This is a genomic window from Allobosea sp. CRIB-10, from assembly GCF_900112185.1.
Taxonomy (GTDB): Bacteria; Pseudomonadota; Alphaproteobacteria; order Rhizobiales; family Beijerinckiaceae; genus Allobosea.
This window is the reverse complement of the sequence record NZ_FOKP01000004.1, coordinates 80,800-101,983: the sequence shown is the minus strand read 5'-3', so window position 1 is coordinate 101,983 and position 21,184 is coordinate 80,800. Positions and strand designations below refer to the sequence as shown.

The 21,184-nt window shown below is 67.2% G+C and carries 22 protein-coding genes; 3 read left to right on the top strand and 19 right to left on the bottom strand.

Annotated elements, in window-relative coordinates; genetic code table 11:
- Positions 1–23: 23 nt before the first annotated feature.
- The 5 genes from BMZ69_RS07445 to BMZ69_RS07425 form a co-directional block, all read right to left on the bottom strand.
- Positions 24–1,433 (bottom strand): exonuclease domain-containing protein, encoded by a 1,410-nt coding sequence (locus BMZ69_RS07445; RefSeq protein WP_175506706.1) that lies wholly within the window; start codon positions 1,431–1,433, stop codon positions 24–26.
- 10 nt (positions 1,434–1,443) lie between these two features.
- Positions 1,444–1,884, bottom strand: coding sequence for a hypothetical protein (locus BMZ69_RS07440; RefSeq protein ID WP_092155947.1), 441 nt, complete (start codon positions 1,882–1,884; stop codon positions 1,444–1,446).
- A gap of 240 nt (positions 1,885–2,124) precedes the next feature.
- Positions 2,125–2,676, bottom strand: a complete 552-nt coding sequence (locus tag BMZ69_RS07435; protein WP_092155946.1) for an RraA family protein — start codon at positions 2,674–2,676, stop codon at positions 2,125–2,127.
- Positions 2,677–2,702: 26 nt separating this feature from the next.
- A complete protein-coding gene (locus tag BMZ69_RS07430) occupies positions 2,703–4,232 on the bottom strand; it encodes a relaxase/mobilization nuclease domain-containing protein (protein WP_092155945.1) in 1,530 nt (509 codons plus the stop codon).
- Positions 4,229–4,786 (bottom strand): hypothetical protein, encoded by a 558-nt coding sequence (locus BMZ69_RS07425; protein WP_139218994.1) that lies wholly within the window; start codon positions 4,784–4,786, stop codon positions 4,229–4,231. The genes BMZ69_RS07430 and BMZ69_RS07425 overlap by 4 nt, the downstream gene beginning before the upstream one ends.
- On the opposite strand from BMZ69_RS07425, the gene BMZ69_RS07420 reads away from it, so the two are divergent.
- Positions 4,785–5,426, top strand: a complete 642-nt coding sequence (locus tag BMZ69_RS07420; RefSeq protein ID WP_092155943.1) for a hypothetical protein — start codon at positions 4,785–4,787, stop codon at positions 5,424–5,426. The genes BMZ69_RS07425 and BMZ69_RS07420 overlap by 2 nt on opposite strands.
- Here BMZ69_RS07420 and BMZ69_RS07415 read toward each other — a convergent pair.
- A complete protein-coding gene (locus BMZ69_RS07415) occupies positions 5,381–6,208 on the bottom strand; it encodes a hypothetical protein (RefSeq protein WP_139218993.1) in 828 nt (275 codons plus the stop codon). The two genes, BMZ69_RS07420 and BMZ69_RS07415, sit on opposite strands and share 46 nt — an antisense overlap.
- Positions 6,209–6,323: 115 nt before the next feature.
- Between BMZ69_RS07415 and BMZ69_RS07410 the strand changes: the two genes are divergently transcribed.
- The gene (locus BMZ69_RS07410; protein ID WP_092155941.1) at positions 6,324–6,545 is read left to right on the top strand and encodes a hypothetical protein; all 222 of its coding nucleotides are present in this window, start codon (positions 6,324–6,326) and stop codon (positions 6,543–6,545) included.
- A gap of 457 nt (positions 6,546–7,002) precedes the next feature.
- Here the strand turns inward: BMZ69_RS07410 and BMZ69_RS31525 are convergent, their stop codons facing one another.
- The 13 genes from BMZ69_RS31525 to BMZ69_RS07350 form a co-directional block, all read right to left on the bottom strand.
- On the bottom strand, positions 7,003–7,164 hold the full coding sequence (locus BMZ69_RS31525; protein WP_175506705.1) for a hypothetical protein: 162 nt from the start codon (positions 7,162–7,164) through the stop codon (positions 7,003–7,005).
- 2 nt (positions 7,165–7,166) lie between these two features.
- Positions 7,167–8,339, bottom strand: a complete 1,173-nt coding sequence (locus BMZ69_RS07405) for an acyl-CoA dehydrogenase family protein (RefSeq protein ID WP_092155940.1) — start codon at positions 8,337–8,339, stop codon at positions 7,167–7,169.
- Entirely contained in the window at positions 8,336–9,580 is a 1,245-nt protein-coding gene (locus BMZ69_RS07400) for a dihydrolipoamide acetyltransferase family protein (protein WP_092155939.1), read from the bottom strand. Before BMZ69_RS07400 ends, BMZ69_RS07405 begins: the two co-directional genes overlap by 4 nt.
- Before the next feature lies 1 nt (position 9,581).
- The gene (locus tag BMZ69_RS07395; protein WP_092155938.1) at positions 9,582–10,382 is read right to left on the bottom strand and encodes an enoyl-CoA hydratase/isomerase family protein; all 801 of its coding nucleotides are present in this window, start codon (positions 10,380–10,382) and stop codon (positions 9,582–9,584) included.
- Positions 10,383–10,393: 11 nt separating this feature from the next.
- Positions 10,394–11,368 carry an alpha-ketoacid dehydrogenase subunit beta gene (locus BMZ69_RS07390; RefSeq protein WP_092155937.1) on the bottom strand — a complete coding sequence of 325 codons (975 nt, stop codon included), beginning with the start codon at positions 11,366–11,368 and terminating at the stop codon, positions 10,394–10,396.
- Positions 11,368–12,381, bottom strand: a complete 1,014-nt coding sequence (locus BMZ69_RS07385; protein WP_092155936.1) for a thiamine pyrophosphate-dependent dehydrogenase E1 component subunit alpha — start codon at positions 12,379–12,381, stop codon at positions 11,368–11,370. The genes BMZ69_RS07390 and BMZ69_RS07385 overlap by 1 nt, the downstream gene beginning before the upstream one ends.
- 111 nt (positions 12,382–12,492) lie before the next feature.
- On the bottom strand, positions 12,493–13,851 hold the full coding sequence (locus tag BMZ69_RS07380; RefSeq protein WP_092155935.1) for an MmgE/PrpD family protein: 1,359 nt from the start codon (positions 13,849–13,851) through the stop codon (positions 12,493–12,495).
- Between the two features lie 35 nt (positions 13,852–13,886).
- A complete protein-coding gene (locus BMZ69_RS07375; protein ID WP_092155934.1) occupies positions 13,887–14,618 on the bottom strand; it encodes an ABC transporter ATP-binding protein in 732 nt (243 codons plus the stop codon).
- Positions 14,615–15,367: an ABC transporter ATP-binding protein gene (locus BMZ69_RS07370; RefSeq protein ID WP_092156137.1), complete on the bottom strand. Its 753-nt coding sequence runs from the start codon at positions 15,365–15,367 to the stop codon at positions 14,615–14,617. The genes BMZ69_RS07375 and BMZ69_RS07370 overlap by 4 nt, the downstream gene beginning before the upstream one ends.
- On the bottom strand, positions 15,360–16,148 hold the full coding sequence (locus BMZ69_RS07365; RefSeq protein WP_092155933.1) for an SDR family NAD(P)-dependent oxidoreductase: 789 nt from the start codon (positions 16,146–16,148) through the stop codon (positions 15,360–15,362). Before BMZ69_RS07365 ends, BMZ69_RS07370 begins: the two co-directional genes overlap by 8 nt.
- On the bottom strand, positions 16,145–17,173 hold the full coding sequence (locus tag BMZ69_RS07360) for a branched-chain amino acid ABC transporter permease (protein WP_092155932.1): 1,029 nt from the start codon (positions 17,171–17,173) through the stop codon (positions 16,145–16,147). The genes BMZ69_RS07365 and BMZ69_RS07360 overlap by 4 nt, the downstream gene beginning before the upstream one ends.
- 1 nt (position 17,174) lies before the next feature.
- Positions 17,175–18,077, bottom strand: a complete 903-nt coding sequence (locus BMZ69_RS07355) for a branched-chain amino acid ABC transporter permease (protein WP_092155931.1) — start codon at positions 18,075–18,077, stop codon at positions 17,175–17,177.
- Between the two features lie 98 nt (positions 18,078–18,175).
- Positions 18,176–19,435 carry an ABC transporter substrate-binding protein gene (locus BMZ69_RS07350; RefSeq protein WP_092155930.1) on the bottom strand — a complete coding sequence of 420 codons (1,260 nt, stop codon included), beginning with the start codon at positions 19,433–19,435 and terminating at the stop codon, positions 18,176–18,178.
- Between the two features lie 224 nt (positions 19,436–19,659).
- Here BMZ69_RS07350 and BMZ69_RS07345 point away from each other — a divergent pair, with 224 nt between their 5' ends.
- Positions 19,660–21,150 (top strand): AMP-binding protein, encoded by a 1,491-nt coding sequence (locus BMZ69_RS07345; protein WP_092155929.1) that lies wholly within the window; start codon positions 19,660–19,662, stop codon positions 21,148–21,150.
- The last annotated feature ends 34 nt before the right edge of the window (positions 21,151–21,184 follow it).

The window sequence follows — 21,184 nt, the reverse complement described above, 5'->3', positions numbered from 1 at the left end:
ACGACGACGTCAGGCTCGACGCCTTAAGCTGCGCGGCGCACCGCTTGGCCCCGGTCCGTCAGCCAGCGCGAGATGACCGCAAGCTGTCTGTGCTTTTTCAGGTCGCTACTGTCGGTGGCGGCCTTCAGCGACGCCACGCGCTGGAGCGCGGCGGAGAGGGACAGCCAGGGGACGTCGTCGGTGGTGTTGAGTCGGTGGTCGAGCCACTGCGAGCCGCGATGTCGTTCTGCTGAAGACAGCGCTTGCGGGGCTTCGAGATAGGCCCACCGATTGGCGAAAGCCTTCAACCTCTCGTCCTGGAGAAGACCGCGGGCCAGGGCAACGCGCTGATCCCAGCCGACCTCATGCCAACGCCGCGACGTCATGGCGTCCTCGCGTGGAATGAAGCCGCCACTGTAGAGAGTGGCGTCAGGATAGGGGCTGGGCGGCCTGTCGGCGAACCGGCCGGCCAGTGCCAGCGTGAGGTTCTCGCGGAACCGTGCGTCTGCACGGATCCGGTTCAGGCGCTCGCGGCAGAGCGCGGACGACGGCATCGTCCCCCTCGCGCCGATATGGGCCTGTTCCCATGGCAGCAGGCAGGGCTGGGCGTTCGTCTTGACGAGCCGGATCGGCCGTATGCCCTTGGCGAAGAGGCGTTCGCCGAGCTCCTCGGCGGTCGCTTCGAGATAGTCCGGCTCGACCGACAGGTCGGCGACCGCCCATGAAGCGGCATTGCCCGGCACCGGCATGATCCCCGTCACCGGAATCATGCTGCCGAACACGCCCAGGCCGAGAGGTTCGGTCTGCTTCAGCATGGCGGAGGGCCCGTTCTTGTGGGCGTTTTTCATCATCGCGGCGATGAGTGCCGGCGCACGCTCGCGCAGGCGCTTGAACAACGCGATCGTGGCATGCACGTCGTTGCGGGCGTCGTGCGCGTCGGATTCGTCGAAGGCGATGCCGTTGGCGCGGCAGACCGGGCCCAACCGCATCGTCTGTTTGCCCTCCCTCGTCAGTGGAATCGTGACCGCGTCGGGTTCGAGCATGGCGACGGCGCGCAGCATGATCAGCACGTCGGCGCGCTGGAAGCCCGGCTGCGAGGTGGCGTAGGGCGGGTGAAGCGTCTGGAAGAGGCTGTGGCGCAGGATTTCTTCGTCGAACGCCATCGAATTGAAGCCGAGGATGGTCGCCGGGCCGGTCTCGACGAGAAGACGCGCGATGGCCTGTGCCAGAGCGAGCTGGGACAGAGGCGCGGTTTCGACCGCGTTGGGATCGAGCCCGGTGATCAGGAGGGCGTCGGGGCTCGGCACGATATGAGCCGGCAGGCGAGCTTGCAGAACGGTCTCGCTGTGGATGGTGAGATCGGCATCCGTGCGGACGAACGCGGCCTGGAGGGGGACATCCCAGGCGGGAGCGAGACCTGAGGTCTCGAGATCGAAGAACAGGAGGTTGGACATCGCTCGCTCCTCAGTGCCGGTCGACGCTGTCGAACGGGACCTTGCCGAGCCCGATGCCCATCTTCGCCGCATCGCGGTGCATCGCCGTTTCCATCATCACCGCGGTATGGCTGCGGGCGAATTCGTGATCGTCGAAGGCCATCGTCTCGTAGCTTGCGATCTTGAGCTCGAGGACGGCCTCGATCTCGGTCGGCGCCTCGGCGAGCAGAAGAGCCATGCGCCGGGCCGCGACCCGCGCGCCTTCACCGAGCTGCAGAGCGCTCAAGCCGCCGTGCTCGGGATAGACCCGCTCGGGCTGGGCTTCGAGCAGCAGGGCGTGGGCCAGAGCGCGCCGCCACATGTTGAACAGGATCGCTGGCGCATGCCGCTGGAGGTAGGCTCGCGTGTACAGGGCGAATTCGTCGGCCTCGGGGCGCGCGTCGTCGCCGGGCGGCAAGGAGTAATCGGTCATAGAGGACATCCATCGTCGGGTGGTCAGGCCCGGCGATGCGCTTGCTCACGAAACGAGTCTGCATCAGTTCCCCGGGGGTTCCCTTCACTGGGTTCCGCCCATCATCCATCTGCCCCTCTTGGCCTGGCTTCGCGCGACGGGCGATCAGACGGGCTCGTCGGACAGGTCTGAATCCAGCTGGGTCAGCGCCGTCGGCCCAAGGACCTTTGCAATCGCCTTGGCCGAGCAGGACAACCACCACTACAGGGCGTTCTGGCCGAACACCCTTGCATAGTCGGTGGTTTTACAGATGACGTGGCCGTTTTCCGATCCGACGATGTAGTCGCCGGGCTGGCCGTTGTCGGGGCCTTCATCCTGGATGGGGCCGATTTCCGTCATGAAATGATGACGGATCAGCGTTCCACTGCCGGATGGTGCCATTCTGGGCGTTATTCCCATCGCGATGATGGGAATGACGGCCTCCTTCAGCTTGCTCGGGCCGCAGATCGCGCCGAACAGGACGATCGCGCGGACCTTGCCGGCGAGTGCGTGGCCGAGCTGCGCCTGGCCGAAGAACGAGGTCAGGGTCTGGCTCTGAGCATCGATCACGACGACGCGGTCCTGACAGACGTTGCGTAGCGCATCATCCAGCGCCCGGTTTCCGCCGAATACGGACAGCGTGGCCACCCTGCCGCGGTATCGCTTCGGCTGGGTCTGGAACTGAAGATAAGGCGGCATCACGCGCGCGGCGTCTCCGAGTTGCGCGCAAACCGTAATCGGACCGGGCCTGGAAGGAAGATTCTGCGTGTTCATTCGGATATCTCCTATGGTTGACGAGATCACCGGCCGGGCGTGGGCCTGGGACGGGAGGGTGGTGTCGCGGGTTTGAATGTCGGACGGCGATATGGAACGTTCGCAGCGCCGAAGACGGGAGGCTTGTGATTTGGCCGAGGCCGCACTGGAGAGGTGGCGGCTGTGTGTGGTTGCTCCTGTATGGGCGGGATTTCTGGCTGCTGGACGCTCTGCGGCTGACGTCGCCAGTCCGCCCAGCGCGGCACGGCCACCCTCTCCCGAGCCGCGGCTTCCTTCAGGGCTGTCAGCGCGGTGTCGCGCTCGCTGCGAACCGCCGCGAGCTTGAGGTCGAGGCGCTGATCGAGAAGAGCGTTGATGGCTGACGCGACGAGCGATCGGCGGCCGAAGAACCCGCGCAGCATCAGGCGGCGCATGCGGGCGATGAGCATTGCGCTGTCGCGCTGCTGCTTGGCGCCCTGATAGATTGCAGATCGCTTCACGCGATCGGCAGCTATCTGTTCTTCCAGCTGTCGCTTGGCCTTCTGCTCTGCGATGGCGAAATCCCGATAGCCGACCGGATGGGGGTTCAGTCCGGGAACGTCACGCAGTTCGCTTGGCACTCTCTTGGCCGCCGCTTTCCGGCGCGCATCGTCAGCTGCAGCTGCCAACATCCCATCGGGGACCGGTCCGAGTTCCTTGACCAGCGCCGTCTCGCCCCATTTTTCATAAGGGCTGTCCAGGGACGAAAGCTTGATGTGCCGGCTCGGATCGGCAGCGTCCATCATGACGAGGCCGCGCTTGAAGGCGAATTCAGGGCCGAGTTCTTCGGCGCGCTTCAGACTGCGGCCAGCCCGCATCTTGGCCGCCCGATTGTCCTCCGGAGGCCTTGCAATCACAATTCCCTGCGCCGCGAATGCGCGCAGCAGCGAGACCCAGTTGTCCTTCCGCGCGGTACGCAACAGGTCGAGCACGCCGGGCCGATCGCGGAGCTCATCCGCCAGCGTCGCCCGCCCCGTCTGCCCCTTGATGCTGCCGATCTTGGCGCCGAGGCCGGGTTTGTCGATCCCGGCTCCCTCGATGCCGATGCTGTTGAACCGCCCCGGGACGGTGGCGAATCCCGTTTCTTGAGAGATTCGATAGGCGGCCCTCTCGGCACGCACAAACGAATGCGGCATCCGATCCGCATGGCCGTCGGGATGGATCCGGTTGACGACGATATGCATCTCGTAGTGGCGCCCGTCCGGGCCTGGAACGATGCCGTCCTTGGGTTCATAATGCGGCACGATCAGCGCCTGGTGGTCGGAGAGACCGAGCGCGCGCAACAGTTTACGTCCGGCCTGAAGCTGTCGGGGAATCGTGACGTCCTCGTCCTTCGACCAGGACACAATGATGTGGCAGCAGGGATCGACGGCTCTGTGATTGCGTCGCGCGATCAGCTCCATCTCCGGTGCTGCGCGCCCGATATCGACGATATTGCGGGCTTGAAACTGCCCGGGCTTCACACCCTTGTCTGGCCCCAGCACGTAGCTGATGACGTCTGCGAATCCAGCTGATCGGAGGATTTTCGCGACGATCATGCGGTAAGCCTCCGCACCGCTTGTTCGATCGCCTGGATTGTGAGGATCAGATCCTTTTCGACGTCCGGATCTGTCTGGAGACCCTGACGCCGGTCCTGCTCATGCAGGTCGACGAGCTGCTTCAGGCTCGCGCGCAACTGGATGAGCTCGCCGAGTAACGCTGCGCGCTGTCGCCGATCCGAGGTGGCCGGCGCGTGATCGACATAGAGGCGAAGGGCGTCCCGAGCTGCGGCGCTCAGCGAGACGCCATCGCGGCGCGCCTTGTCCTGGATGGCTTTGAGAAGGCCGATTTCGACCCGAGTACCGATGACTTCGGTTGCGATCTTCTTGTTGACCGGACCAGGAGCCTTGCGACCGTCCGCCTCGTCAGCCGCAGGCGACGACCGCGTTTTGTTTACAAAACGCATTGCTTGCCCCCTCCTTTCTTTCTTCATACCTGTGTTCCCCTGTCGGTTCCGGTCCATGTCGGAAACGGTGACGAGTCGATGGGCTAGCGAATCGTTGCGAGCAATGATAATAGCAACAAATCGCATCTGCCAAGTGAGGATCACCATGGCCCGTACCAGCACCGCCCATTTCACGTTCGACCGCGAGGCGTTCGAGCGCGCCAGCCTCAAGCTCAAGGAGGGCGTGCCGCGCGCCTATGACCACCGTCTGATGGGCGAAGCGCTCGCTTCGCTGCTCGCCGAGCTGCGGGACAAGAACTACGGCGACGAGGAGATTGTGGCCGTGCTGGCCGCCGAGATCGAGGGCGGTGCGACCGAGGATAACCTTAAGGTTCTGCGCGCCTTGCTGAGGCGCGGCCGAGCTGTGGATGCGGCGGCGAGGGGAGCTAAGAAGGCGACCCCGCCCAGGCAGAAGCCGAAGCTGCAGCCGTCGGCTGCGCGCACGGTGATCGAGCCGGCCGAGCCGCGCGAGACGGCGGATGACAAGACGCAGAAGGGAGGTGACGATGCGACGTCGGCGGATCGCCAGGTCCAGCAGCCCCCCGACGTGCAGGCTTCATCCGTGCGGCCGGAGGCCCAGAACCAGCCCGAGTCCGATCCGCTCGCGTTCGGCGCGCAGCGGATGCAGGAGATGGCAGCCCGGAGGCAGGCCGCAGGCGAGGGTGGTGCGCCGCAGGCGGACGCTCCGTCCTATGGCGTTCGTCACGGGGCGGGAGCGCCGGCGTCCTCGGGCTCGTTTGGCAACTGACGCAGTTCCGTCTCCAGGATCTCGATGCGGTCGCCGGTCAGCCCGAAGGTGTTCAGCCAGCCTTCGAGCGTGGACTTGATGCCGTTAGCCGCCGGCACCACGATCAGCACCCTGTACCCCATCGAGACGGCACCCTGGGCCTGCAGCATGATGCTGTTGCGTTCGTTCTCCCAGTCGCGTGGCTGAGGGAATGGTCCTGGGACGAGAAGAAGGCAGCGCTCGTCGCGCTGGCGATGCCGGAAGCAGCGCGAGAACGGCCCCTTGCCCGTCGCGTCGAAGGGCCCCGCCGGTTCGCTGCGCCAATCCTTCAGCAGATGGGCGAAGGCTGTGTCGAAGGCGTCGAGCTCGTAGAGGCCCTCATAGCGGGTGATGTGGGCAAAGAAGTCCGCATTGCGCTTGCGGGCCTCGCGCTCCTCGATGTCGATCTGGCGCGTGCCGATGACGCCGGCCTCATAGCGATCCATCGCCTCGAAGGCGGCCCTGCGGTCGTACTCCATCCAGCGCGCGATCGTGTTGACGACGGTGACTGGCAGATCCCGCAAGCGCCCCGCGCGGCCGGGGTCGAGGGCCGCGACCTTGCTGATTCCGGTCAAGGCGGTCAGCGCCCGACGGATCGACTGGATGTGGAGCTTCCGGTCGGCGGCGAAGGCCGCGTAGACCTCCTCATGGCCGCCATAGCCTTTGCCTGCTGCGGCCTGACTGACCTCGCGCGCCAACTCGAACCAGCTCTGTGACCCAAGCGAAGAGGGCGAGCTTTTTTGATCGGGCGGTGGGCGTGTCATGCGTACGCTATTCCGAATGTGCTATTGCTCTGTCAACCTCGCGATGAAGGGCCTTCGTCGTTGCTACCAGTTCGCTATAGGCCACCGCCCAATGTTAGCAGGAGGATTGCTGCGATTGGTCACCACCGGTGCGCTGGCCGAGCTCCGCCGGCAGGCCGGCAACGACCTTGCGTTCGAGACAGACAGTTCGACGGCGAACCCGACTGTCGAGAGACCGGACATGGCATCGATTGTTCGATCGGGGGCATTTTCTCGTCATTTCACGGTGCCATCGCCGATCGAACTTCAGCGTTTCCTGGCGCACCAGCGCAAGGCCGAAGCTATTTTCCTCATATAGGTGACACATCGCCAGCCACAACTGCGCACCACTATTGCAGTGACGCAGACATAGGCGCATCATTAGAAACCTAGTAGATTAAAGGCGACTGAAGAATTCCGATGGGGATTCCGCTCCGGTTGATGGCGTGCGAGTCTGGGCGATGCGCCAAAGGGTCATCATCACCGTGACCGCCGTGTCAAGACGCTCCGGGCTCTTCTCGCCGAAGCCGGCGCAGGTCAGCCTCGCCGACTGGGCCATAGTAGTTCCAGGGACGCTGGCCTGCACTCTTGGCGCCGCTATGGCCGAGCTGGATGCCGGCGGCAGCGCCATGGGTATGCACGAAGTCTGTCAGACGGCGGAACGGCGCGATCTGCTCGTCGCGCTAGAGGCCGCGGCAGCCGGGCGTGATCTTGCCCTGTTCGGTCACGGCCGTCGCCTCGGTCATCACCAGCCCCCCCGCCCAGTGCGAAGCGGCTCAGATGTACGAATGGAAGTCGCTCGCCATCCCGTCCACGGCGCCGTAGGTCGCCATCGGCGAGACGACGATGCGGTTCTTCAACACCAGCCCGCGCAGCGCCAGCGGCTGCAGCAGGAGAGGAAGGGCGGGCTCGGCCCCGGCTTTGTTCGGCTCGGCCATCGTCAGTAGGACCGGGGCAGGCCGAGATCATGCTGGGCGACGTAGTTCAGGATCATCTCCTCGGAGACGGGAGCGACCCTGAACAGGCGGGCGTCGCGCCACAGCCTCTCGACATGGTATTCCTTGGCGTAGCCCATGCCGCCGAGCGTCTGGATGGCGCGGTCGGTGGCGAGGCCGGCGGCATGGCCGGCGAGATATTTGGCCATGTTGGCCTCGGAGCCGTAGGGCTTGCCCTGGTCATAGAGCGTGGCCGCCTTGTGGTTCATCAGCCGCGCGCATTCGAGCTGGATCTGCGCCTCCGCCAGCGGAAACTGGATGCTCTGATAGGAGCCGATCGGCGCGTTGTTGAAGACCTTGCGCTCGCGGGCGTAGTCGACGGCGAGCCTGATCGCGAGCTGCGCAGTCGCGACGAGGCCGGCCGTGGTGACGATGCGCTCGGTGTTCAGCACGTCCAGCAGCTCGCGGAAGCCGCCATCGAGCGTGCCGACGAGTTCGTGCGGCTCGACCCGGACATCCTCGAAGAAGACGGAGCTCGACGGCAGCGTGTTGGTGCCGACCTTGTCGATCGCCTGGTGGCTCAGCCCGTCGCGGGCGACGTCGACGAGGAAGAGGCTGATGCCGTCGGTCTTGCGGCCGACCTCCTCGAGCTTCTTCGTCCGGGCGACGACGAGCATCTTCGTGGCCTGCGGGACCGCCGTGATCCAGATCTTCTGCCCGTTGATCCGCCAGCCATCGCCATCGGCCCTGGCGAAGGTCTTCATCGCCAGCGTGTTGGTTCCCGCGTCGGGCTCCGTCAGCGCCATGGCGAACATCGCCTTGCCGGCGACGAGGTCGGGCAGCAATTCGCGCTTCATCGCCTGCGTGCCGAAGGTGCTGATGGTGACGCCGCCGAAGACGGGATTGCACATGAACATCTGGCTCAGCGTCGAGCCGCCACCGGCGGCGCAGAGCGCCTCGATCGCCATAGCCATCTCGGTCATGCCGAGGCCGGCGCCACCATATTCCTCCGGAACCGCGATGCCGCAGAGGCCGGCATCGCAGATCTCCTGCCAGATCGCCGTCGGAAAGGCCTTCGTGGCGTCGAGCTCGCGCCAGTAGTCGAGGCCGTACTTCTCGCCCACGCGCCGCGCCGTGTCGGCGAGCATGGTCTGCTCGTCGCTGCGATCGAAATTCATGTCGGGCTCCCTTGGGGCGTCGGCTGGCGCAGCAGCGGCAACGGGTGTTCGAGCGTCTTGACGACGAGGTCGAGGAACTGGGCGGCGCGCACGCCGTCGATGACGCGATGGTCGCAGGACAGGACGAGGCCGAGCTCCTGGCGGAGCACCGGCTGGCCTTGAGCATCAGGCCGGAAGACCGGCTTGGTCGCGGCCACCCCCAGGATCGCCGATTGTCCGGGATTGATGATCGAGACGAGATGCGATGCGCCATACATGCCGATATTGGAGACGCTGATCGCGCCGCCATCGCAGTCGGCCGTCGTCAGCCGGCCGTCCCGCGCTTTGCCGACGATGTCGACGCAACCGTGCGCGACCGCGTCGAGGTGCTTTGCGCCGGCATCGCGCAGGACCGGGACCATCAGGCCGCGGGGGCTGTCCACCGCCATTCCGACATCGCTGCCGCCGAGCGTGACGATGTCGCCTTCGTCCCAGACCGCATTGATCTGCGGCAGCGCAACCAGTGCGCGGCCGACCGCGGCCATGATGAAATGGGTGATACTCAAGCGCTGCGGGCTGCCTGCCGCGTTCAACTCCTCGCGCATCGCGAGCAGGCGGGTGATGTCGGACTCGGCCAGGACGTAGAAATGCGGGATGGTCTGCTTGGCCTGGGAGAGCCGGCGCGCCACCACCAGCTCGATCGGCGTGGCGGGGCGACGCTGGCTGCCGGCGTTGCGGCCCGGTGAGAGCGCGGTTGCGGGAATTGCTTCGGGCGCAGCCAGGGCCGCCTCGACATCCTTGAGCTTGATGCGGCCATGCGGCCCCGAACCGGAGAGCCGGTCGAGCGCGATCCCGTTCTGCCGGGCGACCCGGCGGGCCAGAGGCGTCGCGACGATGCGCATGCCAGCGTCGCGGCGGGGCGACTCGGCGGGTCGGGTGGCGGGCGGCGTCGGTGCAACCGTGGTCGCTGCGTGTGGACCAGCCGTGGCCGCAGCGTGAATCGGGGGTGCTGCGTCCTCGCCATCCGCCCAGGTCGCGAGCGCGGCTCCGACCGGCACGGTTTCGCCCTCGGCGACGAGGATGTCCCCGATGCGGCCGGGATGCTGGGCCTCGATCTCGGTCGCGATCTTCTCGGTCTCGATGACGAAGAGCACGTCGCCGGTCGCGACCGTATCGCCCGGACCGACCCGCCAGGAGGCGAGCAGGCCCTCGGTCATGGTCAGACCGAGCTTGGGCATGACGATCGCGGCGGGCCCGGTCATCTCAGGCGCCCTTGAACTGGGCGGGGCGCTTCTGGAGGAAGGCCTTGCAACCCTCATGCGCATCCTGCGTGTCGAGCACGAGGCCGATCATCGCCTGCTCGTGGCGCAGCGACGACGGCAGCGGCATGTCGAGGCCGTCCGACATCGTCCGCTTCAGCAGCTTAAGGACGAGCGGGGATTTCGCCGCGATCGTCCCGGCCAGGGCGAGCGCCTGAGACAGAACTTCAGCATCGGGCACGACGCGGTTGATCAAGCCGAGCTTTTCGGCTTCCGCCGCATCGATGCGTGCGCCGGTGAACATCAGCTCCTTGGCCTTGCAGAGCGGGATCTGGCGGATCAGGCGTTGCGAGCCGCCGGCGCCCGGGAAGAGGCCGAGATTGATCTCGGGCAGGCCGAATTTGGCCGAGGCGGCGGCGATGCGGATGTCGATGCAGAGCAGCAGTTCTGTGCCGCCGCCCAGCGCCCAGCCGTTGACGGCGGCGATGGTCGGCTTGTCCAGCGTCTCGATCCGGCGGAAGACCGCGTGCAGCCGCTCGCCGAGTTCGAGGTAGTGCGGCAGGCCCTGCCGGCTGTCGAGATCGGCGATGTCTCCGCCCGCGACGAAGGCGCGCTCGCCCGCGCCGGTGAAGACGACGACCCGCACGGCCTCATCCGAGGCCGCGCGCGCCACGGCCTGATCGAGGGCCGCGAGCGTCGCCATGTCGAGCGCGTTGAGCGTCGAAGGGCGGTTGATCGTGATCAGCGCCACGGCATCGCGGCGCTCGTAGAGGATGGCGTCCGATTTTTCGGCTGTTCCAGACATGACGGATTCCTTCAGGCCAGCGTGCGGCGCACAGCGGCGGCGACGCGCTCCGGGGAGGGGAGATAGGCCGTCTCCAGCCCCTTGGAGAACGGCACCGGCATGAACGGCGCGGCGACGCGCAGGATCGGGCCGTCGAGTTCGTCGAAGCCGATATCGACCATGCGGGCGACGATCTCGGCGCCGACACCGAAGGCCTCGACGGCTTCGTGCACGACGACGAGATGGTGCGTGCGCGCGAGCGAGGCGAGCACGGTCGCTTCATCCCAGGGCTGGATGCTGCGCAGATCGACGACCTCGGCCTCGATGTCCTCATCGGCCAGTTGCGTCGCAGCCGTCAGCGCGGTGTGGACCGCCGCGCCATAGGCGACGATGGAGACGTCGCGGCCCTGGCGCAGGATGCCGGCCTGTCCGAGCGGCATCACCGGCAGATCGTCGGGCACCTCGCCCTTCATCGCGTAGAGCGCCTTGTGCTCGATGAAGACGACCGGGTCGGGATCAGCGATCGCAGCGCGCAGCAGCCCATAGGCGCTGGCGGGGTCCGACGGGCAGACCACCTTCAGCCCCGGCACATGCGCGAACCAGGCCTCGAGGCATTGCGAATGCTGCGGGCCCGCGCCGAGGCCGCCGCCATGGGGGGTGCGCAGCACCATCGGCACGGAACGCTGGCCACCGAACATGAAGCGGGCCTTGGCCGCCTGGTTCACCAGCGCGTCCATCACCAGCGTGGTGAAGTCCATGAACATGATCTCGGCCACCGGCCGCAGACCGCTCAGGGCGGCGCCGACGGCGGCACCCGCCAGCGCGGCTTCTGAAATCGGCGTGTCGATCACCCGCTCGGCGCCGAAGCGCTCGCGCAGGCCACGGCTCGCGCCGAAGGCGCCGCCGGCCTCCGAGATGTCCTCGCCGATCAGGATCACGCTCGGATCGGCCGCCATCGCGTCGGAAAGCGCCTGGTTGATCGCCCGCAGATAGCGCATCTCGGCCATCAGACGCCTCCCTGCACGGGCTGGGCGCCGGTGTAGACATCCGCCATCGCCGCCTCGAACAAGGGCGCGGGCGCGGCGCGGGCCGCGGCGACCGCAGCCTCGATCCTCGCCGCGATCTCGGTCGTGATCTCGGAGAGGGCGGTTTCGCCCACGCCCATCGCGGCCAACCGGCTCGCGGCGACGTGCAGCGGGTCGCGTTCGCTCAGCGCGGCCAGTTCGTCCGGATCGCGGTATTTCTGGGCGTCGCCCTCGAAGTGACCGCGAACCCGCGTGGTTAGGCATTCCAGCACGCGGGGACCCTCGCTGCGCACCTCGGCTGCGATCCGCGCCGCATGCGCCGCGACGACCGCGACGTCGTTGCCGTCGATCGCGACATGGGGAATGCCATAGGCGGCGGCGAGGTCCTTCAGCGTGAAGGAGAGCTGCTTCGAGGTCGGCAGGAACTCGCCCCAGCCATTGTTCTCGCAGACGAACAGGAGCGGCAGCTTCCACAGCGCCGCCATGTTCAGGCACTCATGCATCAGCCCTTCGGCCAGCGCGCCATCGCCGAAGAAGGCGACTGCGATCGCGCCGTTCTTCAGCGTCCTGTGCGCGAGCGCGCTGCCGAGCGCGATCGAGAGCCCGGCCCCGACGATGCCGTTGGCGCCGAGCATGCCGACCGACATGTCCGCGACATGCATCGAGCCGCCGCGGCCACGGCAGAGCCCGGTGTCGCGCGCCAGCAATTCGGCGAAGAAGCCGTCGAGCGAGAGCCCCTTGGCAATGGCGTGGCCATGGCCGCGATGCGTCGAGGCGATCGTGTCCTCGGGCGTCAGTGCCGCCATGACGCCGGCCGAGACGGCCTCCTGCCCGATGCTCAGATGGATGAAGCCCGGCACCTCACCATCGGCGAACATCGTGCTCAGCCGCTCCTCGCAGCGCCGGATCAGCACCAGCGAGCGATAGAGCGCGAGCAGCTCCGCTGCAGCGTTGTGCCCGGTGCCGGCCAGGCCCGGCGTCGTTGGCTCACTCATGAGGCTCTCGATTCCACGCCACGGAACTACCATGATATGAGTAATGAGTCATAATTCATTTTTATGCAAAGAGAGATCGTCGTCACAGGGCGGGTTTGATCCTGCGACCGCCTAGGCCGCGACGCGGCGCGGCTCTATCGCCGTGAACAGCCCGACGACATCCTCGATCCTGCCGTTCGGCAGCGCGTCGACGGCACGTTCGATCCGCTCGAAGAGCCCGGCTTCGAGCCCCTGCTCCGCACCTGTCCGGGTCAGGAGTTCGCGCAGCGTCGCGCGATCGAAGGCGTAGTCGGCCGGGGTCATTCTCTGCTCGTGGAGATGCGTCGCGCCGTCGGCCGTATCCGCCTCGATGACGGCGCTCAGGACCGGCACGCCCGGATCGGTCACCAGCGTCGTCCTCGCGACCAGTCCGTTCACGGCGGCGTCGTCATAGGTCGTCATGTGCCGCATGCTCGGAACGCCATGGACGAGCGTCGTCGCGATGCAGAACGGTATGCTCATCAGCGTGCCGGAGATCGAGCTGAACGGGCCGGCCGCGTCCATGCCGGCATAGCCGGTCTCGTAGGGGTTCATCCGCACCCTGACGGCCGCGATCTCCCGACCGGCGAGCTCCCGGCGCAGGGCCAGCGCGCCGGTCACAGGCGTCTGGTTGAAGGCGCAGACAGGATAAGGCTTGAAGGTCACGCGCAGGATCGACCAGTCCCGTCCGAGGCGGGAGGCGAGATCGGCCGGGGCTTCCGTGCCGGCAAAGCAGCGGATGAAGCCGGCGCGGCCCTCGAAGGCGTGGGGCGCCGAGACCGAGCCCGCGGCCGCGAGTTCCGCGGCGGCCAGCCCGTTGCGGGCGACGACCCCGACCTGATAGCGCCACTCGTCGGTGCCGTCGGCGAAGGGCTGCAGGACGCCGCCGGTGAACGAGACGGCATTGGCCAGGGCGGCCGCGAGCCGGTCCTCGTTCAACTCCATCAATCGGCCCGCTGCGGCTGCTGCCGCAACGCAACCATAGACGGCCGAGGAGCGGAAGCCGGCTGGTGTCGTGCGGCCGGCGAAGGCGTTCTCGAACAGCCCGCCGGTCTCGTAGCCGGCGACGAGCGCCGGGATCAGCCGCGAGAGCGGGTAGCCGCGCGCCTCCGTCATCGCGAGCAGCATCGGGATCAGGATGGTGCCGAAATGCGCGGCGCCGCAGGTGTCCTCCTGGGCGCGGCCGTGAAACAGCGCGCTGTTGGCGAGACAGGCCGCGCCAATGGTGCTGCGCCGGCCGTCGCCGAACAGCGTCGCTCCGTTCGGGACCTCTCCGTCCAGCGCGATCGCCGCCCTGCGCGCGACGGGGGCGTAAGCGGTATCGAAGCCGTTGACGGCCATGCCCAGCGCATTGACGAGGCAGGCGCGCGCCTTCGCCGTGACCTCGGCCGGCAGGCTCTGCGCCTCCAGTCCGGCGACGAAACGGGCAATATCCTGGGTCAGTGTCGGCATGGCCGGTCTCCCTGGCAGAAGCTGAGTGCGAGACGTCAGAGCGCGAGGTAGCGCTGGCGGACGTCGTCATTGGCCTTGAGCTCCGCGATCGAGCCGCGGAAGACGATCTGGCCCTTGTCGATCACGGTCGCGTCGCTGGCGAGGCCGAGGCAGAAATGCATGTTCTGCTCGGCGATCAGGATCGTCACCCTGGTCTCGCGCAAGGTCCGGATCAGTGCGCCGATGCGCTGCACGATGATCGGGGCGAGCCCCTCGCTGGGCTCGTCGAGCAGCAGCACCGATGGGTTGCCCATCAGCATGCGCGCGATCGCCAGCATCTGCTGCTCGCCGCCCGAGAGCCGCCCCGCCATGCGCTGGCGCAGCGGTGTCAGCAGCGGAAAGACCTCGTAGATGCGCTCCAGGCTCCATTCGTCGCGGCCGTCGGGGCCGGGTTTCCGGGCGATCAGCAGATTGTCCTCGACGCTGTGCTCGGGAAAGACCTGCCGGTCCTCGGGCACGAAGCCGAGGCCGGCGCGCGCCATCTCGTAGGGCTTCTGTCGCGTGCGGTCCTCGCCGAACAGCCTGACCGCTCCGCGCTTCGGCGGGGCGAGACCGGCGATCGCCTTCATCGTCGTGCTCTTGCCGGCGCCGTTGCGGCCGAGCAGGGCCATGGTCTGGCCTTCCTGGACCGCGAATTCGACGCCGAACAGGATCTGGCTCGCGCCGTAGAAGACGTCGATGCCGGCGACCTCGATGACGGCCGGTCTTTGGACTGAACCGGCGCTCATGCTGCGGCCTCGTGCTCGGTGCCGAGATAGGCTTCGATCACGGCGGGGTTGGTGCGGATCTCCTGCGGCGTGCCCTGCGCCAGCACGCGGCCATAGCTCAGCACGCGGATCGAGGGCGCGATCTTGAAGACGATGTCCATGTCGTGCTCGATGAAGACGACCGTGATCTTCTGGCGCTCCCAGAGTTCGCGCACCTTCTCGATCACGCGCCAGCGCTCCTCCGGCCCCATGCCCGCCGTCGGCTCGTCGAGCAGCAGGACCTTCGGCTCCAGCACCAGCGCGAGCGCGATATCGAGCAGCTTCTGGTCGCCATGCGACAGGTTCGAGGAGAGCGTGTCGCGCTTGGCCGTGAGCCCGACCATCTCGATGCAATGGGCCGCGTGGGCGCGGGTCGAGGCCAGCGGAAAGCGCGAGCCGAGCCGGCTCGCATGGCCATGATGGGCCGAGACCGCCGCCAGCATGGTCTCCTCCACGGTCAGCGACGGAAAGATGCTGGCGACCTGGAAGGCCCGGCCGATGCCGCGGCGCACGATCTCGCCGATGCTCAGCCCGATGATCGATTGGCCGTCGAGCCTGATATCGCCGCTGTCTGGCCGGAAGGCGCCCGAGAGCAGGTTGAAGAAGGTGCTCTTTCCCGCGCCGTTGGGGCCGATGATCGCCGTCAGCGAGCCGGTCTCGAAGGTCATGGTGACATCGTCCGTGGCGCGCACGCCGCCGAAGGATTTCACGAGGTTCGTGATCTCAAGCATGAGGGCCATTCCCGGGATCGCGGAAGCCGCCATAGGTGTGCCAGGAGGTGCCGGCCATCCAGCCGCAATCGACCGGCACGTCGATGCCCGACAGGGCGGAGGCTTCCGGCGAGGCCACGAAGGCGACGACGCGGGCGATCTCGTCGGGCTCGACGAGGCGGCCCATCGGCACGCTGCCGACGAGGTTGGTGACGTCGCGCTCGCCCTTGTCGATGGCTTCCTGAAGTGCCGGCGTGCGGGTGAAGCCGGGCGATACCGAGTTGACGCGGATGCCGGCAGGGCCCCATTCGGCCGCGAGGCAGCGGGTCATCGAGATCACGGCTGCCTTCGCCGGCGCATAGGCATGCAGCGCCATCGAGCGCGAGCCCGCGATCGAGGCGATGTTGACGATGCTGCCGCTGCGCCGGGGAAGCATCGCGGCGCCGAAGACGACGCAGCCGAGATAGGTGCCGCGCTGGTCGATATGGACGACATGGTCCCAGACCGACATCGGCAATTCGGTCGGCCGCAGCGGCGGCTGCAGCACGCCGGCACTGTTGACGACGATCCCGACCGGGCCGATGTCGGCCTCGATGCGGGCGGCCACGGCCTTGAGGCCAGCCTCGTCGCCGACATCGCCGAGCAGCGCATGGCCGCCGATCTCGGCGGCGACGCTCTCGGCCCTTGCCATATCGCGGTCGAGGACGACGACCTTGTGTCCGCGCTTCGCCAACTCGCGGCAGCAGGCTGCGCCGATACCGCTCGCTCCGCCGGTGACGACGGCGATCATCGCCTCGCTCATGTTGCAACCCTTTCGATCTTGTCCGTGCCGGCGATCGTGTTCGTGCCCGCGATCCTGTCGGCATCGGCCTGGGCACGGGTCCGGCGCGCCGCACGCCAGTCCATGACGAAGTCGAGCAGGCCCTTCCGCAGGCCCAGAGCGAAGAGCAGGATCACCGTGCCGAGCACGAGGCCGTGGTGCTCCGCGACGCGCGTGACGAAGTCGTTGAGCAGGAGCAGCAGCACCGTGCCGACCATCGGGCCGAGGAAGGCCGCCGTGCCGCCGAGCATGACGATGAACACCGCCTCGCCGGACATCGTCCAGAACGCGAATTCGGGATAGGCGCCCGAGACGAACAGGCTCATCACGACGCCGCCGAGGCTGGCGAAGACGCCGGCCAGGACGAAGGCGGTGAGGCGGGTGCGGTAAACGTCGACACCGAGGAAGACTGCGCGGGTCGGGTTGTCGCGCACCAGGCGCAGCGTGTACCCGAAGGGCGAGGAGACGATGTGGCGCATCGCCAGCAGCCCCAGCACCAGCAGGGCGGCGCTGAAGAGATAGAGCTGCTTCTGGTCGGCGAGATTGATGCCGAGGAACGAGGGGCGCGGAATGCCGCCGCGCAGGCCCTGGTCGCCGCCGGTGACCGGCACCCAGGCGATGATCATGCTGTGGACCAGCATCTGGAACGCCAACGTGACGAAGGTGAAATAGATATCCTTCAGTTTGACGCAGATTGCGCCGACCGCCAGCGCGGCGACGGCCGCGACCGCCATCGTGAGCAGGATAGCGAGCGGGATCGGCATGCCCGTCCGCTGCATGATGATGCCGAAGCTGTAGGCGCCCATGCCGAAGAACAGGCCGTGGCCGAAGGAGACCATGCCGCCATAGCCGACGAGCAGGTTCAGCGAGGTCGCGAACAGGCCGAGCGCGGCGCAGCGGATCACGAAATCGACCAGGGCGCTGCTCGTCGTCAGCAGCGGCAGCGCGGCGAGGATCAGGAAGGCGGCGAGGCCGAACAGGCCGTCGCGGAGGGCAGGGCGCGTCATCTCAGGCAGCCTCGCGTCCGAACAGGCCCGACGGCTTGACGATCAGCACGATCGCCATGGCGAGGTACATCAGCGCCTCGGTGAAGAGGGGGAAGCCGAGCGCGCCGAAGGTCCGGATCAGACCGATCAGCAGCGCCCCGACCAGCGCGCCGAGGATCGAGCCCATGCCGCCGATCACGGTGACGATGAAGCTCTCGATCAGGATCGAGAAGCCCATGCCGGGGGTCAGCGACCGCACCGGGGCGGCGAGCCCGCCCGCGAGCCCCGCCAGCAGGCAGCCGAGCGCGAAGACCCCGGTGAAGAGCAGGCCGGTGTTGATGCCGAGCACCGAGACCATCGCCGGGTTGTGAGCTGCCGCGCGGATCGTCTTGCCGAAGCGCGTCCGGGCGAGGGCGAGGCCGAGGATGACCGCGATCGATAGCGCCGCCGCGATCAGGAAAAGATAGAAGGGCGGCACGACCCCGCCCATGATGAAGAGCGGCGGCACCCGGAAGGCGTCCGGCATGCCCATCGACTTGAATTCGGGGCCCCAGACGATGCGGACGAGGTCGTCGAGGATCAGCACGAGCGCGTAGCAGACCAGAAGCTGCATCAGGACGTTGCCGCCATAGATGCGCTGCATGAAGCAGCGCTCGACGACGACCCCGAACAGGCAGGCGCCGACCGCCGCGCCGAGCAGCGCCAGCGTGTAGCTGCCGGTCATCTGGAACACGGTCATCGCGAGATAGGCGCCGATCATGTAGAAGGCGCCATGCGTGAAGTTCACGATCTTCATCACGCCGAAGATGAGCGTGAGCCCGACCGCGACCAGGAACAGCAGCATTCCGATGATGAAGCCGCTGGTCGCCTGGGTGACCATGCAGGAGGTCGAGGACAGGCATTCCGTCAGGGCGTTGAGATCCATCACGCGCTCGTCAACAGAGGGGCGGTCAGGCCGCGCGCGAACGCAGCCTGACTGGTCTTGAAAGAGCAGCCGGCGGCTGCCGCCGCCGAGGCCGGGCTTCAGGCGAAGCCCTTCCCCTTCTTCCACTCGGCCTCGAGCTCGAAGATGCGCTGCCACGGAACGCTCTTCATCTCCGGGACATAGGGCTCCTTGGGGATGGTCGTGCCCCAGCCGACGGCGTAGCCGATGATCGTCTGGTCCTCGGCGCGCATCGTGACCATTCCGTCGGCACCGAAGGGCGACTTGATGCTCAGGCCGCGCAGCGCCTCGGCGATCTTCTTGCCGTCGGCCGAGTTTGCCTTCTTCGCGGCCTCGGCCAGGAAGTTGACGCCCAGCGCGTTCTGCCAGGCCCAGTTCGTCGGATACTCGCCGTATTTGGCGCGATAGGCGTCGCCCCAGGCCGCGTTCTGCGGCGTCGCGGGGAAGGTCTTGATGTAGCGGTTGCCGGAATGGATGCCGGCCGGCAGGTTCTTCACGACCGTCAGGGCCGTGTAGTCGGCCATGTTGACGGCGTAGAACTGCATCTGCGTGAACAATGCATAGATCGCGGCCTGGTCGATGAAGGAGGTCAGGTCGCCACCAAAGAAGCAGGAATAGAGCGCCTGCGGCTTCGCCTGCAGAATCTTGGTGATGGCCTCGGTGTAGTCGGGCTGGAAGATCTTCGGCCAGGCTTCGCTGATCACCTCGACCTTCGGCGCGAACTGTTTCAGATACATCACGAATTCGCCGGTGGTGTCGCGCCCGTAGGCATAGTCCGGCGAGCAGGTCGCCCAGCGCGTCAGGTTCTTCGCCGTAGCGATCTCGGCCGCGTAGCTGCCGCCGACGACCGAATCGTGGATACCCTGGCGGGCGCAACGGAAGGCGTTCGGCAGCCTGAGCTTGGGATCGGCGGTGAGCGAGGAGGTTTCGGAGTTGGTGTGGATGCAGAGGATGCCGAGATCGCGTGCGACCTCGTGCACGGCGAAGGCGCCGGTCGAGGCCTCGGCGTCGATCAGGATCTCGCAGCCGTCGGAATTGACCAGTTCGCGGGCGACGCGGGCGGCCTCCTGCGGCTGGCCCTTGCTGTCGCGGACAACCAGCTCGATCGGCCGCCCGGCGAGGCCGCCGGCGGCGTTGACCTTCTCGACCTCCATCTGGGCGGCATTGCGCGACGAGGTGCCGACCTGCGCGACGCGTCCCGACAGGATCGTCGGGAAGCCGACCTTGACGACCTTGGCCTGTGCACCGGCGACCCAAGGCATCGAGACCGTGCCGGCGGCGACGGCGCCCGCGGCGAGGAAACCGCGCCGATTCATTGCGGTCGATGATGGCTTGCTCATGATGTTCTCCCTGCTTCCGCCCTGGCCCTTTTCCGTCTTTGCGCGGCGGGCATGCTTTATGGGCCGCGGCTCTCGCTGCCGGCCCTGTTGCGGGCGATAGTCGTGACGACGGGTGGTGACGTCAAGCGAAAAATGAATTACGGGTCATGAACCAGAAAATGATTTGACCGGCCGCTGCGAGGGGCTGGCGCCAGGGTGGAAGTCGGGGCAGGCGGCAGGCGGGAATGATCAATCTTTCGAGCTTCATCGACTTTCACGCCGGCCGTACGCCCGAGCGCCTCGCGATCATCTTCAACGAGGCCCGCATCAGCTACGCCACGCTCGCGCGCCGCGTCGCGATCACGGCCGGCTGGCTGACGGAGCGCGGCATCGGCGCGCGCGACGTCGTCGCGGTGCTGATGAAGAACAGCGCGGCCTTCGTCGAGATCGCCATCGCGGTCGGGCATGTCGGGGCCGTCTTCCTGCCGATCAACTTCCGGCTCTCGGCCGACGAGGTGCGCTACATCGTCGAGGATGCGGGCGCGAAGCTCCTGATCGCGGATGAGGAACTCGCGGGCGCCGCCGCGCTGGCAGGGGCCGTCCTGCTGCTCGATGCAGCCGCGCAGGCCGACAGTACGCGGGCGGGGCCCGCCGCCGCGCCTGCGCCGCGCGTGGTGCGCAAGCCCGGCGACCTGTTTCGCCTGATGTACACCTCCGGCACCACCGACCGGCCGAAGGGGGTGATGCACAGCTACGAGAATTTCTACTGGAAGTGCAGCGACCATATCCTCGCGCTCGGGCTCGGCGCCGAGAACCGCCTGCTCGTCACCGGCCCGCTCTACCATGTCGGCGCCTTCGACCTGCCGGGCCTGGCGGTTTTGTGGATGGGCGGCATGCTCTGCATCCAGCGCGATTTCTCGGCAGAGGCCGCGCTGGCGGCGATCGCGCGCGAGCGGCTCGACAGCGCCTGGCTCGCGCCGGTGATGACCAGCGCGATGCTGGTCGCGGCGCCTGCGAGCGGGCTCGATCTGAGCAGCCTGCGCTGGGTCATCGGCGGCGGCGAGCGGACGCCGGAGGCGCGCATCCGCAGCTTCACGGCGAGCTTCCCGAACGCACGCTATATCGACGCCTATGGCCTGACCGAGACCTGCAGCGGCGACACGCTGATGGAGGCCGGGCGCGAGATCGAGAAGATCGGCTCCGTCGGGCGGGCGCTGGCGCATGTCGAGATCGCGATCCGCGACGAGCAGGGGCGGGCGCTGCCGGCCGGCGAGACCGGCGAGATCTGCCTGCGCGGGCCCAAGATCACCCGCGGCTACTGGAACGACCCGGCCAAGACCGAGGCCGCGTTCCATGGCGACTGGTTCCGCAGCGGCGATATGGGCTATCTCGACAAGGACGGTTTTCTCTTCCTGACCGACCGGCTCAAGGACATGATCATCTCAGGCGGCGAGAACATCGCCTCGTCGGAGGTCGAGCGCGTGATCTTCGAACTGCCGCAGGTGCGGGAGGTCGCGGTCATCGGCGCGCCCGACGAGCGCTGGGGCGAGAAGCCGGTGGCCTTCGTCGTGCTGGAGCCGGGTGCCGAATTGTCGCTGGAGACGCTGACCCGCCATTGCCGGGCGAAGCTCGCGGCCTTCAAGGCGCCGCGCGAGATCGTCATTCGGGAAAGCCTGCCGCGAAACCCGTCCGGCAAGATCCTAAAAAGGCTTCTCCGCGACGAAATTCGGTCTTAGTTCAAGCAGTACACCGATAGCGAGCCCGCAGCAC

Bases quoted from the DNA above. Each gene is read 5' to 3' on its own strand.
- BMZ69_RS07445 (WP_175506706.1), bottom strand. From the start codon at position 1,433: ATGTCCAACCTCCTGTTCTTCGATCTCGAGACCTCAGGTCTCGCTCCC.
- BMZ69_RS07440 (WP_092155947.1), bottom strand. From the start codon at position 1,884: ATGACCGATTACTCCTTGCCGCCCGGCGACGACGCGCGCCCCGAGGCC.
- BMZ69_RS07435 (WP_092155946.1), bottom strand. From the start codon at position 2,676: ATGAACACGCAGAATCTTCCTTCCAGGCCCGGTCCGATTACGGTTTGC.
- BMZ69_RS07430 (WP_092155945.1), bottom strand. From the start codon at position 4,232: ATGATCGTCGCGAAAATCCTCCGATCAGCTGGATTCGCAGACGTCATC.
- BMZ69_RS07420 (WP_092155943.1), top strand. From the start codon at position 4,785: ATGGCCCGTACCAGCACCGCCCATTTCACGTTCGACCGCGAGGCGTTC.
- BMZ69_RS07425 (WP_139218994.1), bottom strand. From the start codon at position 4,786: ATGGTGATCCTCACTTGGCAGATGCGATTTGTTGCTATTATCATTGCT.
- BMZ69_RS07415 (WP_139218993.1), bottom strand. From the start codon at position 6,208: ATGACACGCCCACCGCCCGATCAAAAAAGCTCGCCCTCTTCGCTTGGG.
- BMZ69_RS31525 (WP_175506705.1), bottom strand. From the start codon at position 7,164: ATGGCCGAGCCGAACAAAGCCGGGGCCGAGCCCGCCCTTCCTCTCCTG.
- BMZ69_RS07405 (WP_092155940.1), bottom strand. From the start codon at position 8,339: ATGAATTTCGATCGCAGCGACGAGCAGACCATGCTCGCCGACACGGCG.
- BMZ69_RS07400 (WP_092155939.1), bottom strand. From the start codon at position 9,580: ATGACCGGGCCCGCCGCGATCGTCATGCCCAAGCTCGGTCTGACCATG.
- BMZ69_RS07395 (WP_092155938.1), bottom strand. From the start codon at position 10,382: ATGTCTGGAACAGCCGAAAAATCGGACGCCATCCTCTACGAGCGCCGC.
- BMZ69_RS07390 (WP_092155937.1), bottom strand. From the start codon at position 11,368: ATGGCCGAGATGCGCTATCTGCGGGCGATCAACCAGGCGCTTTCCGAC.
- BMZ69_RS07385 (WP_092155936.1), bottom strand. From the start codon at position 12,381: ATGAGTGAGCCAACGACGCCGGGCCTGGCCGGCACCGGGCACAACGCT.
- BMZ69_RS07380 (WP_092155935.1), bottom strand. From the start codon at position 13,851: ATGCCGACACTGACCCAGGATATTGCCCGTTTCGTCGCCGGACTGGAG.
- BMZ69_RS07375 (WP_092155934.1), bottom strand. From the start codon at position 14,618: ATGAGCGCCGGTTCAGTCCAAAGACCGGCCGTCATCGAGGTCGCCGGC.
- BMZ69_RS07370 (WP_092156137.1), bottom strand. From the start codon at position 15,367: ATGCTTGAGATCACGAACCTCGTGAAATCCTTCGGCGGCGTGCGCGCC.
- BMZ69_RS07365 (WP_092155933.1), bottom strand. From the start codon at position 16,148: ATGAGCGAGGCGATGATCGCCGTCGTCACCGGCGGAGCGAGCGGTATC.
- BMZ69_RS07360 (WP_092155932.1), bottom strand. From the start codon at position 17,173: ATGACGCGCCCTGCCCTCCGCGACGGCCTGTTCGGCCTCGCCGCCTTC.
- BMZ69_RS07355 (WP_092155931.1), bottom strand. From the start codon at position 18,077: ATGGATCTCAACGCCCTGACGGAATGCCTGTCCTCGACCTCCTGCATG.
- BMZ69_RS07350 (WP_092155930.1), bottom strand. From the start codon at position 19,435: ATGAGCAAGCCATCATCGACCGCAATGAATCGGCGCGGTTTCCTCGCC.
- BMZ69_RS07345 (WP_092155929.1), top strand. From the start codon at position 19,660: ATGATCAATCTTTCGAGCTTCATCGACTTTCACGCCGGCCGTACGCCC.